Genomic DNA, 14,037 nt, shown 5'->3' on the forward strand with positions numbered 1-14,037 from the left:
GGGCCGTCCGATGAGGAGACGTGAGCGATACGAGAAGCGACGGGGAGCTGCTGCGGGCCATCACCGCGGACGCCGACCGGCGTGCCTTCGAGGAGCTGTACCGGCGCTACGCGCCATGGCTCCGGGCCCGGTTGCGGGGGCGGTGCGCCGACCTCGGCGTGGTCGACGACGTCGTGCAGGAGACCTTCCTCGCGGTGTGGCGGGGCACGGCCCGTTACCGGGAGGAGGCCGGTTGCGCGGACGCGGCCGGTTGGCTGTGGCGCATCGGGTCGCGGCGGCTCGTGGACGCGCTGCGCGGCGACGGGGCGCGGGGGCGGCTGCGGCAGGCCCTGGCGCGGCTGCGGCACCGGGACGAGGTGTCGGCGGAGGAACGCGTGCTCGCGGGGGTGGAGCACGGGGACCTCGCCGGGGCCCTGGTCCGGCTGTCGCCGGAGCTGCGCGCGGTGCTGCAGGCGACCGTCATCGACGGGCTGACGACCCGTGAGGCGGCGGTGCTGCTCGGGATACCGCCGGGGACGGTCAAGACACGGGCGATGCGGGCCCGGAAGCAGTTGCGGGAGGCGTTGGCATGAGCTGGCACGTGTCCGAAGAGGATCTGCGCGCCTATGCGCGAGGGGAGTTGGCGGCTCCCGTGCTCTGGTCCGCCGACACGCATCTGACCTCGTGCGCCCGGTGCCGTGCAGTACTGGCGGAGGTCAGTGACCCGGTCGCCCTCGACGCCGGGTGGGACCGGCTCGACGCCGAGCTGGACGCGCCCCGGGTGGGACTGCTGGAGGGGCTGCTCGTGCGGGCCGGGGTGGCCGGGCACACCGCACGGCTGCTGGCGGCGACGCCGGTGCTGCGGCGGTCCTGGCTGGGGGCCGTCGTCGCCGTGCTCTGCCTGAGTGTGGGGGCCGGGCACTCCGTACGCGGCGGGGAGTTCCCCACGCTGTTCCTGGCCCTCGCGCCGCTGCTGCCGCTGGCCGGCGTGGCGCTGTCGTACGGGCCCGCGCTGGACCCGACCTACGAGATGGCCGTCGTCGCGCCGATGCACGGCTTCCGGCTGCTGATGATCCGCACGGTGGCCGTGCTGGCCGTCGCGCTCGGGCTGAACGGGCTGGCGACCCTCGCCCTGCCCGCCTACGGGCTGCGGGCGCTGGCCTGGCTGCTGCCCGGGCTGGCGCTGACCGCGACCGGGCTCGCGCTGATGCCCCGGCTGGGGCCGGTGCTCGCGCCGTCCCTGGTGGGCGGGGCGTGGGTCGGGCTGCTGCTGCTGGCCGACGCACTGCGGGCGGGGGCGGACGTGCCGCTCGCGCCGTTCACCGCGGCCGGGCAGGGCGTGGCGGCGTTGGTGGCCGCGCTCGGCGCCGGGCTGCTCTTCCTGCTTCGTGACCGATTCGACCTCTTCCAGGGACGTGCCGTATGACCCCGACCGTGTCCGCCTCCGGGCTGAGCCTCCGCTACGGCGGCACCCGCGCCCTAGACGACGTGTCGCTGCGCCTGACCGGCGGCGTCACCGGGCTGCTCGGGCCCAACGGCGCCGGCAAGACCACGCTGCTGCGGGTGCTCGCCACGGCCCTGCCCGCCGACCGGGGCGCCTTCACCGTGCTCGGGCACGACCCGGGCACCACCCGCGGCCGGCAGGAGGTCCGGCGGCGGCTGGGCTACCTGCCGCAGACGCCGGGCTTCCACCCGGACTTCACCGCGTTCGAGTTCGTGGACTACGTGGCGATCCTGAAGGAGATGACCGACCGGAGCGCCCGGCACCGGGAGGTGCGGCGGGTGCTCGACGACGTCGGCCTGGCGGAGGTGCGGGGCAAGCGGATCCGCAAGCTGTCCGGGGGGATGCGGCAGCGGGTCGCCCTGGGGGCCGCCCTGGTCGGTGATCCCGGGTTCCTGGTCCTCGACGAGCCGACCGTGGGGCTGGATCCCGAACAGCGCATGCGCTTCCGGGAGTTGATCGCGCAGGCCGGCGAGGGGCGGACGGTGCTGCTGTCCACCCACCAGACCGAGGACGTGGCGATGCTCTGCCACCGCGTGCTGGTCATGGCCGGCGGGCGGATGCGGTTCGAGGGCACCCCGGCCGAGCTGACCGCGCGGGCCGCGGGGCGCGTGTGGAGCAGTACCGAGCGGGACCCGGGCGCGAAGGCGGGGTGGCGCACCGGCACCGGGACCTTCCGGAACGTGGGGGATCCGCCACCCGGCGCCGAGCTGCTCGAACCCACCCTGGAGGACGGCTACCTGCTCACGCTCGACGGTGCCGGAGCGGAGGTGGCGGCATGACCGCGGCGGTGGAGCAGCCGGTCGCGTCCGAGACGCGGGACGAGCCGGGCGGGTCTGCCAAGGCCTTGTTCGCCCTGGCCCTGTTCGAAACGCGGCGGCTGCTGACCCGCATTCCGGTGCTCGTCGCCTTCTCCGTGTACCTCGGCTGGACCGTGTGGCGCGCCGGCAGGGACGGGGACGGCCACCCGGCCCTCCAGGACGCCGACCGCGCCACCCAGAGCGCCCCGCTGCTGGTCGGCCTCGCGGTCCTGCTGTCCGTCAACCACGCCGCGCTGCGCTCCCGGCGGCACGACACGGAGCGGCACTTCGCGGTGCTGGTGCTCCCGCCGTGGGGCCGTACGGTCGCCCACGCGCTGTCGGTCGTGGCCGCGGCCCTGGTCACCGCCGTGTGCGTGGCCGGGCAGTTCGGCCGGGAGGCCCTCCGCCCCGGGGCGATCGGGCACGGCTCGGTGGGCGAACTGCTCGTCGGGCCGCTGACGGTGCTGCTGTTCGGGTCGCTCGGGCTGCTGGCGGCCGTCCTGGTGAGGTCGGCTCTCGTCGCCCCGCTGGTGATCGTGTTCTGCCTGTTCCTGTTCCTGTTCTTCGCCGGTGCGGGAACGGGGGAGGGCTGGCAGCAGTGGCTCATGCCCGCCGTCGGCGAGGCGACCGGCAACACCCTGCCCTCCGACCTGATGGGCCGGCCCGCCGCCTGGCACGCCCTGTACCTGGCCGGTCTTGGGCTGAGCCTCGGGCTGCTGGCGGTGCTCGTGGCCGGTGGCCGCAAGCCGGCCGTCCTCGCCGGTGTGGCCGGGGCGCTGGCCATGACGCTGGTGGGCGGAGTGGCCCAGTCGGCGGGCGACTCCCCCGAGCTGGTCAAGGCGCGCGAACGGGCCACGGTGCACCCCGAGCAGGTGCAGACCTGCGTCCGGCGGGCCGGGTCCACGTACTGCGCGTTCCCCGATTGGAAGCCTCGCGTGGACGACTGGGCCGCGGTGGTGGACCGCGTCCGGTCCCTGGCCGGGGGCAGCGCCCACGAGCAGGACGTCGTCGTACGGCAGCGGGTCGAGGCGCGCTACGGCCTCTCCGGTGACGGCGCGCTGATGCCGCTGGAGCGTCCGCACGAGGTGACCGTGGGCACCCAGTGGGGCGGCAACCGCGTCCCCGAGTTCTCCGCCGCCGTGGCCGGGGTGCTCATCGCGGGCGACGAGAAGGCCGCGACCTCGATCTGCGACGGCCGCATCGTCCCCCTCATGTGGCTGGCCGTGGGCTGGGAGTCCGACCCTCTCGACGCGCTGCGCCGCGTCCGTCTCGACGACACCGTCACCGGCTCCGCCCTCGTGCTCCAGCCCACGAACGGGCTGTACATGACCGAGGCCCAGACCGAGGTGCTGCGTGCGCTGCTCGACCTGCCCCGCGGTGAGGCCGGCGCACGGGTCAAGGACCGGTGGGCCGGGCTGACCGCGCCGAAGGTCACGGCGGCCGGGGCCGCGAAGCTGCTGGGCCTGCCCGCGCCCGAGGGGGAGGACAAGTGCCTGTGACACGGCACCTGGTGCTCCCCGTCCTGCGGACCGTGCCGTGGGGCGCGGTCGGGGCGGCCGGGGGAGCGGGGCTGCTGCTCGCCGCGCTGACGCGGACCGGTGAGACGGCGGAACGGCTCACGCTCCACCTGCTGCGGGCCGCGGTCCTGGCCTTCGCGGTGGGCCTGGCCTTCCTCCTGGACGACCCGGCCCGGCACACCACGTCCACGGCGCCGACCCCGCGCCCGGTCCGCACCGCACTGCGCGTCGCCCTGGCCGTCCCGGCCGCGGCGGCCTGGTGGACGGTGGCCCTGCTGCTCGTCCCGCCGGGCGTGCGCCCCCCGGTCGGCGACCTCACGCTGGAGGCCGGGGCCGCTTTCGTCCTGGCGGTGACCGGCGCGGTGGCCGCGGTCCGTTTCACCGAGGCCACCCGGCCCGGACTGCCGGTGACCGCCGTCCTGCTGACCACAGCCGTCCTGACCATGCTGCTCTGGCCCGACCGCTGGGCCCTGTTCGTGCCGGCCGAGGACGAACGGTGGGCGGCGGCGCACGACCGGTGGGCCGTGGTGCTGGCGACGGCCGCACTGGCGGGCGCGGCCTGCGCGACGGACCCCCTGCGCCGCCGCGTCCTGCGCTGGACCCGGCCCTAGCTGACGCCTTCCGGTTGTGCGGATCGGTCCTTGGGCGGCCTTGAGGCGGGATTGGCCCTTTCCAGCACAACCGCAGGGAGTGGTACTAGGCTCCGGCCGTGGATCTCAAAGCCGTACGGGCCTTCGTCGCCATCGCCGATTCCGGGCAGTTCCAGAAGGCCGCCGTCGATCTGGCGCTCACCCAGCAGGCCGTCTCCAAGCGGATCGCCGCGCTGGAGAAGGACCTCGGGGTGCGGCTGCTGGTGCGTACACCGCGCGGGGCGGAGCTCACCATCGACGGGCAGGCCCTCCTGCCGCACGCCCGGGTCCTGCTCCAGGCGGCGGAGAGGGCTGCCGCGGCGGTACGTCCGGGGGACCGCGCGCTGCGGGTGGACGTGGTGGGGCGCCGGGCCGCCACCGGCGGGCTCGTCCAGGACTTCCACCGGGCGCACCCGGAGATCGCCCTGGACGTCGTCACCCTGTTCGACGCGGACACGGCGATGGCGGCCGTACGGGACGGGGCCGTCGACGCCACCTTCCGTGCCGTCACCATGCCCGGGCGCCGGCTCCCCGACGGCATCGCCGCCGTCCCCGTCCTCGACGAGCCGCTGCACCTGTGCGTCGGCCCCGGCCACGCGTTCGCCCGGGCCGACCGGGTGACGCCCGCGCAACTGGCCGGGCACCGGATCTGGATGCCGGGCAACGTGCCCGGGACCGAGTGGCACGCCTACTACGAGGAACTCGCCGCGGCCTTCGGACCGGCCATCGACACCATCGGGCCCAACTTCGGCCTCGAGGCGCTCCTCGACACGATCGCCGGCTCCCCGACCGTGGCGACCTTCCTCAGCGAACGGACCCCCCACGTCTGGCCGGTCGCCCACGACCTGCGGCTCGTCCCCCTCCGGGACCCGGTGCCGGTCTACCCGCACTCCCTGCTCTGGCGCACGGACAACCCCCATCCCGGGCTGACCGCCCTGCGCGACTACCTGGTCGCCACCCGGCCGCGGCCGCCGGAGGGCGAGACCTGGCGGCCGTCCTGGGCGCACCTGCCGCCTACCCCAGCCACTTCTCCATCAGCGTGAAGGACTTGGGCGCACCGCCCGGCTGCGGCTTGCCCTCCTTGCGGCCCACGACGCGGTAACCGGCGTCGGCGTAGTAGGCGTTGAGCTGCGCGTTGCCCGCGAGGCAGTCCAGACGCACCCGGGTACGTCCCGCCTCGGCCACACGGCGCTCGGCGGCGCCCAGCAGCAGCCGCCCCGTCCCGGGCGCGGCGGCGGTCCGGTCCACCATCAGCCGGTGCACGTACCCGGCCACGGGCGGCTGCGCGCCCCACGCGTCCTCGTCCTCCCACCACAGCTCCCAGGCACCCGCGAGACGCCCGCCGGCCTGCGCGAGCCAGACCTCGCCGTGCGCCATGACCCGGCGGAAGTGGTCCTCGTCCAGCTCCCCCGGCCGCCACTGCCCGGTGACACCACGGGCCAGCATCCAGCGGGCGGCGTCGTCGCGGAGGCGCACGAGCGCGGCCAGATCGGCCTCGGCGGCGGGGCGGACGCGGAGGTCATGCGTCGACGGCACGGCTCAGGTCTCCGTCCGGTACATCAGGTCCACCTCGTGCGTGACGAACCCCAGCCGCTCGTACACCGACACCGCCGCCTTGTTGTCGGCGTCGACGTACAGCATCGCCGTCGGCAGCCCCTGCCCCGCCAGATGCCGCAGCCCGATCGTGGTGAGGGACTTGCCGAGGCCGCCGCCCTGCGCGCCGGGGCCGACGCCGAGGACGTAGACCTCGCCCAGGCCCTCCTCGGCGTGCACCTTGGTCCAGTGGAAACCCACGAGTTCGTCGCCGCGGAAGGCGAGGAAGAACCCGGCGGGGTCGAACCACGGCTCGGCCTTGCGGTCGTCGAGGTCGCGCTGGGTGAGGGAGCCCTGCTCGGGGTGGTGGGCGAAGGCGGCGGCGTTCACCGCGAGCCAGGCCGCGTCGTCCCGGCCGGGGACGAAGGTGCGCACGGTGACGCCCTCGGGGAGCACCGGCTCGGGCGCGTCGAAGTCGGTCAACGGCCGCCGCATCTGGCGCAGTTCACGGAACAGGGTCAGGCCGAGGACCTGCGCGAGATGCCGGGCGGCGGAGTGCCCGCCGTGGGCCCACACCCGCAGTCGCTTTCCCGACGCGGCCAGCAGGGCGGACCCGAGCGCCCGTCCGTGCCCGTGCCCGCGATGCCCGGGATGCACCACCAGCTCGGCGGCCGGGGGCTCCACCTCGTCCGTGTCCTCCAACTGGGCATAACCGACAAGTTCCCCGCCGGCGGTGAGCAGCAGATGGGACACGCCCTCCCGCTCGCCGCCCCGCAACTGCAACCGGCCCTGTTCGGACACCGCCTGCTGACCGTCGGTCCGGGCGGCCTCGTCGAGCAGTCCGAGCACGGCCTCGGTCTGTTCGGCGGAGAGCGCGGCAAGGGTCTCGATCGAGCGGGGGCTTCCGGGCCGTACGGTGTCGTCGCTGGTCATGCGTACGAGGGTACGGGGCACCACCGGCAAATCGGCGGCAAAGAAGCAACCCAGATGTAACCATGAAACACCTGTCGCGCTACGCGCGTTGACTCTAGGCTGCGCCGGACGACATCACTGTCCCAGCAGACCCACAGGGGGGCGTATGCCAGCCACTTCACCGGCGCACCCGGAGCGCCGCAGACGTCGTACGAACCGTTTCGTCGCTCTTGCCGCCGGTGTCGTCACCGTCGGCGCGCTGGCCGCCGCGGCGCTGCCGGGTTCGGCGACCGCCGGGGAGGACCACCGCGAGGGCGGGTACGGGCCCGGCCGCTACCAGGACGTGCAGCTGCTGTCCTTCAACGACCTGCACGGCAACCTCGAGCCGCCGGCGGGCTCGTCCGGCCGGGTCACCGAGCACCAGCACGACGGCACGACGAAGACCATCGACGCCGGTGGTGTCGAGTACCTCGCCACGCATCTGCGGCAGGCCCGCGAGGGCGAGAAGTACTCCATCACGGCCGCCGGCGGCGACATGGTGGGCGCCTCCCCGCTGATCTCCGGGCTGTTCCACGACGAGCCGACCATCGAGGCGCTGAACAAGCTCGACCTCGACGTCACCTCCGTCGGCAACCACGAGTTCGACGAGGGCGCCAAGGAGCTGGCCCGGCTGCAGAACGGCGGCTGCCACCCCGAGGACGGCTGCTACACGGACGAGAAGTTCGAGGGCGCCGACTTCCCCTACCTGGCGGCCAACGTCCTCGACGAGAAGACGAAGAAGCCGATCCTCAAGCCCTACTGGGTGTGGAAGAAGAACGGCGTCAAGGTCGGCTTCATCGGAGTGACCCTGGAGGGCACCCCGGACATCGTCTCCGCCGAGGGCGTGAAGGGCCTGTCCTTCAAGGACGAGGTCGAGACGATCGACAAGTACGCCAAGGTGCTCCAGAAGCAGGGCGTGAAGTCGATCGTCGCCCTCATCCACGAGGGCGGCTTCCCGGCGTCGACGTCGTACAACTACGACTGTGACTCCCCGGGCGCGGGCGACGGCATCTCCGGCCCGATCGTCGACATCGCCAAGAAGGTCACACCGCAGGTGGACGCGCTGGTCACCGGCCACACCCACAACGCGTACGTGTGCAGCATCGCCGACCCGGCGGGCAAGCCCCGCATGGTCACCTCGGCCGCGTCCTTCGGCCGCCTCTACACCGACACCACGCTGACGTACGACCGCAGGACCGGCGACATCGCCCGTACGGCGGTGAAGTCGGCGAACCGCGTGGTCACCCGGGACGTCCCCAAGGCGCCCGACATGACCGAGCTGATCAGCAAGTGGAACACGCTGGCCGCGCCCATCGGCAACAAGCCGATCGGCTACATCTCCGGCGACATCGGCAACACCGGCACCGAGTCCCCGCTCGGCGACCTCATCGCCGACGCCCAGCTCGCCCACGGCAAGCAGCTCGACCCGGAGACCGACCTGGCGCTGATGAACCCGGGCGGCATCCGCGCGCCGCTGACCTACGCGGCCAAGGCCGGTGAGGGCGACGGTGTCGTCACCTACGCCGAGGGCTTCACGGTCCAGCCGTTCGCCAACACCGTGAACCTCCAGGACTTCACGGGCGCCCAGCTCATTCAGGTGCTCAAGGAGCAGGTGACCGGCCCGAACGCGGCGGCGCCCAAGGTCCTCCAGGTGTCGTCCGGTCTCACCTACACACTGGACCTCACGAAGTCCGGCGCCGACCGTGTGGTCACGGACTCGGTCAAGCTGAACGGCGCGGCCATCGACCCGGCGGCCACCTACCGCGTCGCGACGAACAGCTTCCTCGCGGGCGGCGGCGACGGCTTCCCGACCCTCGGCCAGGGCACGAACGACGTCGTCGGCTCCGACGACCTGAGCGCCCTGGAGCAGTACCTGACGGCCAACTCCTCGGCGTCCGACCCGATCGCCCCGCCGAAGGCGGACCGCATCACGATCGTGAAGTAAGTAGCATACCTGGGGTTCAGGTTGCGGGTGGGGGAGGTGCGCATGATCGGATGGATCGATGCGTACCCCCCACCACCTAGATGCGCATCCCCGTCGGAACCCGTACGAGGAGCTCGCCGCCCTCGATGACGGGCCTCTGGAGGAGACCCCTCTGGAGGAGTTCCTCGCTCAGGAACGCGATGCGGGCGCCGAGGACGCCTGGGCTCCGCCGGACCATCGTCGCGGCGGCAGGCGCCGCAAGAAGAATCGTTTCGCTGGTTTGCCGCTCGCGGTGAAGGCCGTGGTCGGCCTGACCGTCCTCGCCTCCTTCGCCGCCCTCGGCGACCGCTGGGCCGTGCTGTACGCCGAGCACCGGGCCGCCGGCACCCTCAAGGACCGCCTCGACCTGGCCGCCGCGCCCGAGGTGGAGATCGGCGGCTTCCCCTTCCTCACCCAACTCGCCGACAAGCGCCTGGAGTCGGTGAAGGTGACCGTCCCGGACGTCGCCGCCGACCGGGTCTCCCTGGCCAAGGTGTCGGCCACGGCCCACGACGTACGACTGCACGCCGACGGCCTCACCGCCGTGCGCGGCGCCCACGTCCCGCGCTTCGACGGGGAAGTCCAGCTGACCTTCGCCGACCTCAACCGCGAACTGGGCGCCTCCCAGGTGACGTTCACCGGCGAGGGCCGCGACCGGGTCCGGGCGGACGGCACCCTGCCCGTCGCCGGGCACAACCTGCGGCTGCGTGCCGAGGCCCGGATCCAGCGGCAGGGCGAGCGGGGCATCGCCACCGAGATCGGCAACATGCGCCTGGACATCGGCGACCTGGCCACCTACCGCCCCGGCACCCGCGCCTCGCAGGGCCTGCATCTGACGCCCAAGGGCACCGCCGACCTCGCCCGGCAGACCCGCAAGGCCAAGGCGCTGCTGTCGGTCCCGGCCATCGTGCAGCGGATGGGTGTGCCCGAGGCGACGGTGCGCGAGGCCCTGGCCGACGACGGCAAGCTCGCCGAGCTGACCGGCTCCCCGCGCTTCGCCCGCCAGGCGGCCCGGCTCAACCTCATCGACCTCGCCCTGGAGCACCCCGACGTCATGCGCCGTCTGGGACTCGATCCCAAGCTGCTCGACTCCCTGGCGGGCCTGACCCGCCCGGTGCTGGCCGACCGGCTGTCGCTGGCGTTCGAACTGCCCGAGCCGGAGCAGGGGGAGGTGCGGCTCCAGGACGTAAGGGTGGAGGAGGACGGTATCCGGGTCCGGGTGTCGGGCACGGGGCTGACCGTGGGCTCCTAGCCTGCCTTCTTGATGAAATTTGGTGTGCAGATGTGTTGACCTCTGTTCGAGTCCTCTTCTAGTTTGCGGGAGCCAACGAGCCACCGATCTGTACGCGAGGTTCGCTCGAAAGTACTGCTCAGAAGGGGACGTCGTGTCACGAAAGACTCACCGGGGAACAGCCGGCTTGGGAGCGCTGCTCGCCTGCGTCACGGCATTCGGCGGGGCCCTCGCCTCTCCCGCAGCCGCATCCCCCGCCACGCCGCCGCCCGTCAGCGACTTCAAGGGCGTGAACTGGGCCGACCCGCGCGACAACTACGCCCACGACGCGGTGGTGCCCTCGGGCCTGTCCACCTCCGACAGTTACGCCACCACCTACGCCAAGTCCAAGGCGATCATCGGCGGCTTCTCCGAGCTCGGCGCCAACACCGTCCGCCTCCCGGTCAACCCGACCTCGGTGAACGGCCCGTTCTGGAAGTCGTACCGGGGCGCGATCGACGCCGCCACCGCCAAGGGTTTCAAGGTCATCCTGGGCTACTGGGAGGCCGACAACGCCAAGGACGGCAAGATCGACAACCAGGCGTCCTGGGACCGGATGTGGGCGCGGATCACCTCCGCCTACGCCCGCAACTCCAAGGTGTACTTCGAGCCGATGAACGAGCCGTTCGGCTACACCGCCCAGGAGTGGACCGACATCGCGGCGAAGTGGGTGAGGACCCACGGCAACGTGCCCCGCGACCGGATCCTGATCGGCGGCTACAAGTACAGCGAGGACGTCAAGCCGGTGTGCGCCGACCCGCGCCTGAAGGGCACGCGCCTGGCCCTGCACAACTACGGCTTCTGGCACACCGACTGGACCAGCGTCGACCAGTGGAAGGCGGACTTCAAGGCCCGCATCGGCGACTGCGCCTCCCGCACGATCCTCGACGAGTTCGGTGCCTCGATGACTACCGGCCTGGACTACAACGGCCCGGTCAACGGCTCCAACGAGGTCGCGTACATCCAGGCCGCGACCGACACCATCCGGGAGCTGGGCCTGGGCTCGGTCTACTGGCCCGGCCTGCGCAACGGTGACACCTACTCCCTCACCACGCTCCAGGGCACGGGCACGAACCTCAGCCTGACGGTGAACAACCAGAGCGGCCTGGACCGGCTGCACTACGCCTGGAAGCAGTAAGGGTGGTGGCCCTTCCGGGTCCGGCGCCGCTCGTCAGCCGGACCCGGAAGGGAGCCGTTCAGGACGCCGAAGGCGTCCAGCCCGCGAGCCAGTCCGCGACCTCCTGGTTCGCGGCCTGCGCGTCGCTCAGGTGGGGGCGGTTGGTGCTCGCCTGGCCCGCACCCGGGCCGTAGTTGCCGTACTCGGCGAACCGGTCGTCCTTCCACGAGAAGCCGCTCATGTCGGTCCACGGCGTGGACTTGATCGCGGCGTTGAGGCTGGTGTTGCGGACGGTGGTCTGCGGGTCGAGGGACGCGTCCCCGCCCGCGTGCCAGGGCCGGCCGAGGTAGAAGGTCCCGGCCGAGACGTCGCCGTTCACCGTGGAGTTGGCGATCAGGATGCCCTTGCGGTTCGCCGCGGTGCTCGGCGCGGTGATGTATCCGGCCGAGGTGCCGTTCCAGCGTTTCTTCAGCGTGATGACGGACTTGTCGACCACGGCCGTGGCCCGGCCGAAGATGAAGTCGACGTTGCCGATGACGTAGGAGTTGCTGACGTAGACCCGGCCCAGCCGGTCCTTCGACGCGGTGTCGAGCAGCAGAGTGTCCTGGTCCCCGCTGACGATGATCCCGTCCAGGAAGACCTTGTCGGCGGCGGTCCGCAGGGCGACGGCCTGATGCCCGTCGAGGGACTGGTTGGCCTTCTCGTCGAAGTCGTTGGAGATGGTCAGATTGCGCGCCTGGAAGTCGTCCGCCTCGACGGCGACGGTGGCGCTGCCGCCCGTGCCGTAGGTGCCACCGCCCGGCTTGGGAGTGCCCGACGCGTTGTTGTAGACGATCGTCGTGTCCTTACGGCTCCCGCCGGTGCCCTGGATGGTGACGTGCGGCTTGTTGGAGGGCACCTTCACCAGTTCCCGGTACGTCCCCGGCTTCACGGCGATCACGACGCGCGACGGGTTGTTCGCCGGTACGGCGTTCACGGCGGCCTGCACGGTGCGGTACTGGCCGCTGCCGTCCTGGGCGACGGTGAGGGTGGTCGCGGCGGCGGCCTTGGTGGCGGCGGCGGCCGTACCTATGGAGGCGCGGGGCCCGGCACCGGACTTGAGGACCGACGGGAGGTCGGCGGCCTTGTCGAGGGTGTAGGGGTAGTACGTCTTCGGGTCGAAGGCGGTCCCGCCGCTCTCGTTGCGGCCGCTGGTGCCGGAGAAGGAGTTGCCGCGCTGGACGACGGCGGCGCCGCTGTCCTTGATGACCGGGTTGTCGATGCCCTGGAAGAGGGAGTTCTCAAGGACCATCTTCGTACCGCCGCGCGAGTAGTTCCCGTACGCCGACCTGATGGCGGTGCCCGGGGCGTCCTCCAGGAAGTTGTTGTAGAGGTGCGCGTGGGCGGCGTTGTCGGTGGACGGGTTGCGCTGCTCGGTCTCGCGGATCCAGTTGTGGTGGATCGTGATGTCGGTCTTGACGTTCTGGGTCCAGCCGATGCCGAAGGTCTTGTTGTTGTCGCTCAGCTTGTTCCAGGAGACGGTGACGTTCGTGCTGTCCTTGCGGACGTCGATGAGCCCGTCGGCCATGTGCCGCAGATCGTTGTGATCGATCCACACGTGATGGGCGCCGTCCATCTGGATCGCGTCGAAGTCGTGGTCCTTGTCGTTCCAGATGCCCTGGTACGCGTCCCGGATGGTCAGGTTCCGGATGATCACGTTGTGCACGCCCTGGCCGAGGAAGAACCCGCCGCCGACGATGTGCCCCGAGGTCCCCTGCCCCACGATGGTCTTGTCGGACCGGACCTTGATCTCTTTCCCGACCGGGTTCATCGTGATGGTCCCGGCGACCACGATGATGTACGGCTCGGCGGCGGTCGCGTACTTCTCCAGATCCGCGAGGGTCTTGACCGTGACGGTTTTCCCGCCCCGCCCGCCGTACGTCCCGTTCTGACCGAGGGAGTTGACGGAGGCGAACCCGTCGGCGGTGTCGGAGGCCCAGGTGGGGGTGGCGGCGGAGGCCTGCCGGGCGGTGGAGCCCAGGACGCCGAGATCGGTGCCGTAGGCGAGGGTACCGGCGGCGGTCAGGGCCAGGGGGATCCCGGCAGCCAGCGCGGTACGGCTTCTGCGGTGGCGGCGCGGCTTGCTGGACGGTCCACTCATGCGGCGAATCCGTTTCTGCTCGTGGGGGGCGGTCCACCGGTGAGTCGCCGCGGTGGGGGGAAAGGTTGCCGGCTCTGTCACTCCTTCTTCACATCGATGCCGCCCCTGCCACCCTCGCGGCTGACCGCGATCCGCAGCACGTCCCCCAGCGACTCCACGGCCCGCGTCAACGCGAAACGCACGGCGCGTTCACCGGCCTCGGGGTCGTGCAGGACGGCGTTGGAGCCGGCGAGCACGGTTTCGGCGGACGCCAGCTGAGCGGCCTCGACGTCGTCGGCGAGGCGCGAGAGCAGGCTGCCGGGGTCGTCGGTGGAGAGGTAGCAGGCCTTGCCGTCGGCCCCGGTCCAGGGGAGCAGCCTCATACGTAGGCCTCCACGGCGTGCAGGTACGGCCGGACGAGGGGGGTGTCCATTTCGAGGGGCTCCGACCGGAGAGGGCGTGCGGGCAGCGGCAGCGGCAGGGTGGGCGTGGCGGCTCGATGTCGCCCTCGGGCGGGCAGCAGGAGCCGTACGAGGGCGAGCAGGAGCGACTCGCAGAGTTCGGCGATACGCAGGCGCACGGAAGCGTCCCTTCTCAGGGCAGGGGGAAGGCGGGGTGTGACGAGCGGCGATCACGGTTCGTGCCCTCATCGTCACTG

Annotated in this window: 14 protein-coding genes; 9 read left to right on the plus strand and 5 right to left on the minus strand. The window is 72.2% G+C overall.

Annotated features, from left to right (window positions below; all coding sequences use genetic code 11):
• The first annotated feature begins 20 nt into the window (after window positions 1-20).
• The 6 genes from ACIRDU_RS32925 (at window position 21) to ACIRDU_RS32950 (ending at window position 5,469) form a co-directional block, all read left to right on the plus strand.
• Window positions 21-572 carry an RNA polymerase sigma factor gene (locus ACIRDU_RS32925; RefSeq protein WP_403586458.1) on the plus strand — a complete coding sequence of 184 codons (552 nt, stop codon included), beginning with the start codon at window positions 21-23 and terminating at the stop codon, window positions 570-572.
• The gene (locus ACIRDU_RS32930) at window positions 569-1,405 is read left to right on the plus strand and encodes a zf-HC2 domain-containing protein (RefSeq protein WP_403586462.1); all 837 of its coding nucleotides are present in this window, start codon (window positions 569-571) and stop codon (window positions 1,403-1,405) included. Before ACIRDU_RS32925 ends, ACIRDU_RS32930 begins: the two co-directional genes overlap by 4 nt.
• On the plus strand, window positions 1,402-2,262 hold the full coding sequence (locus ACIRDU_RS32935; protein WP_403586465.1) for an ABC transporter ATP-binding protein: 861 nt from the start codon (window positions 1,402-1,404) through the stop codon (window positions 2,260-2,262). Before ACIRDU_RS32930 ends, ACIRDU_RS32935 begins: the two co-directional genes overlap by 4 nt.
• Window positions 2,259-3,779, plus strand: a complete 1,521-nt coding sequence (locus tag ACIRDU_RS32940) for an ABC transporter permease (protein ID WP_403586468.1) — start codon at window positions 2,259-2,261, stop codon at window positions 3,777-3,779. The genes ACIRDU_RS32935 and ACIRDU_RS32940 overlap by 4 nt, the downstream gene beginning before the upstream one ends.
• A complete protein-coding gene (locus tag ACIRDU_RS32945) occupies window positions 3,770-4,408 on the plus strand; it encodes an ABC transporter (RefSeq protein WP_403586471.1) in 639 nt (212 codons plus the stop codon). Before ACIRDU_RS32940 ends, ACIRDU_RS32945 begins: the two co-directional genes overlap by 10 nt.
• A 98-nt stretch (window positions 4,409-4,506) precedes the next feature.
• Window positions 4,507-5,469: a LysR family transcriptional regulator gene (locus ACIRDU_RS32950; RefSeq protein WP_403586474.1), complete on the plus strand. Its 963-nt coding sequence runs from the start codon at window positions 4,507-4,509 to the stop codon at window positions 5,467-5,469.
• On the opposite strand, the gene ACIRDU_RS32955 is transcribed toward ACIRDU_RS32950, so the two are convergent.
• Window positions 5,441-5,962, minus strand: a complete 522-nt coding sequence (locus tag ACIRDU_RS32955) for a GNAT family N-acetyltransferase (RefSeq protein ID WP_403586477.1) — start codon at window positions 5,960-5,962, stop codon at window positions 5,441-5,443. The genes ACIRDU_RS32950 and ACIRDU_RS32955 overlap by 29 nt on opposite strands.
• 3 nt (window positions 5,963-5,965) lie before the next feature.
• A complete protein-coding gene (gene mshD, locus ACIRDU_RS32960) occupies window positions 5,966-6,892 on the minus strand; it encodes a mycothiol synthase (protein WP_403586480.1) in 927 nt (308 codons plus the stop codon).
• Between the two features lie 145 nt (window positions 6,893-7,037).
• On the opposite strand from mshD, the gene ACIRDU_RS32965 reads away from it, so the two are divergent.
• The 3 genes from ACIRDU_RS32965 to ACIRDU_RS32975 all read left to right on the plus strand — a co-directional run bounded on the left by ACIRDU_RS32965 (window position 7,038) and on the right by ACIRDU_RS32975 (window position 11,281).
• Window positions 7,038-8,855 (plus strand): bifunctional metallophosphatase/5'-nucleotidase, encoded by a 1,818-nt coding sequence (locus tag ACIRDU_RS32965; RefSeq protein WP_403586483.1) that lies wholly within the window; start codon window positions 7,038-7,040, stop codon window positions 8,853-8,855.
• A gap of 58 nt (window positions 8,856-8,913) precedes the next feature.
• Window positions 8,914-10,125 (plus strand): DUF2993 domain-containing protein, encoded by a 1,212-nt coding sequence (locus ACIRDU_RS32970; RefSeq protein WP_403586486.1) that lies wholly within the window; start codon window positions 8,914-8,916, stop codon window positions 10,123-10,125.
• A gap of 133 nt (window positions 10,126-10,258) precedes the next feature.
• A complete protein-coding gene (locus tag ACIRDU_RS32975; protein ID WP_403586488.1) occupies window positions 10,259-11,281 on the plus strand; it encodes a glycoside hydrolase family 5 protein in 1,023 nt (340 codons plus the stop codon).
• Window positions 11,282-11,339: 58 nt separating this feature from the next.
• Here the strand turns inward: ACIRDU_RS32975 and ACIRDU_RS32980 are convergent, their stop codons facing one another.
• The 3 genes from ACIRDU_RS32980 to ACIRDU_RS32990 all read right to left on the minus strand — a co-directional run bounded on the left by ACIRDU_RS32980 (window position 11,340) and on the right by ACIRDU_RS32990 (window position 13,959).
• On the minus strand, window positions 11,340-13,400 hold the full coding sequence (locus ACIRDU_RS32980) for a pectinesterase family protein (protein ID WP_403586491.1): 2,061 nt from the start codon (window positions 13,398-13,400) through the stop codon (window positions 11,340-11,342).
• Window positions 13,401-13,477: 77 nt separating this feature from the next.
• Window positions 13,478-13,762 (minus strand): hypothetical protein, encoded by a 285-nt coding sequence (locus ACIRDU_RS32985; protein ID WP_403586494.1) that lies wholly within the window; start codon window positions 13,760-13,762, stop codon window positions 13,478-13,480.
• The gene (locus tag ACIRDU_RS32990; RefSeq protein WP_403586497.1) at window positions 13,759-13,959 is read right to left on the minus strand and encodes a hypothetical protein; all 201 of its coding nucleotides are present in this window, start codon (window positions 13,957-13,959) and stop codon (window positions 13,759-13,761) included. The genes ACIRDU_RS32985 and ACIRDU_RS32990 overlap by 4 nt, the downstream gene beginning before the upstream one ends.
• Between the last annotated feature and the right edge of the window lie 78 nt (window positions 13,960-14,037).

The organism is Streptomyces sp. NPDC093598 (assembly GCF_044764825.1).
Lineage (GTDB): Bacteria > Actinomycetota > Actinomycetes > Streptomycetales > Streptomycetaceae > Streptomyces.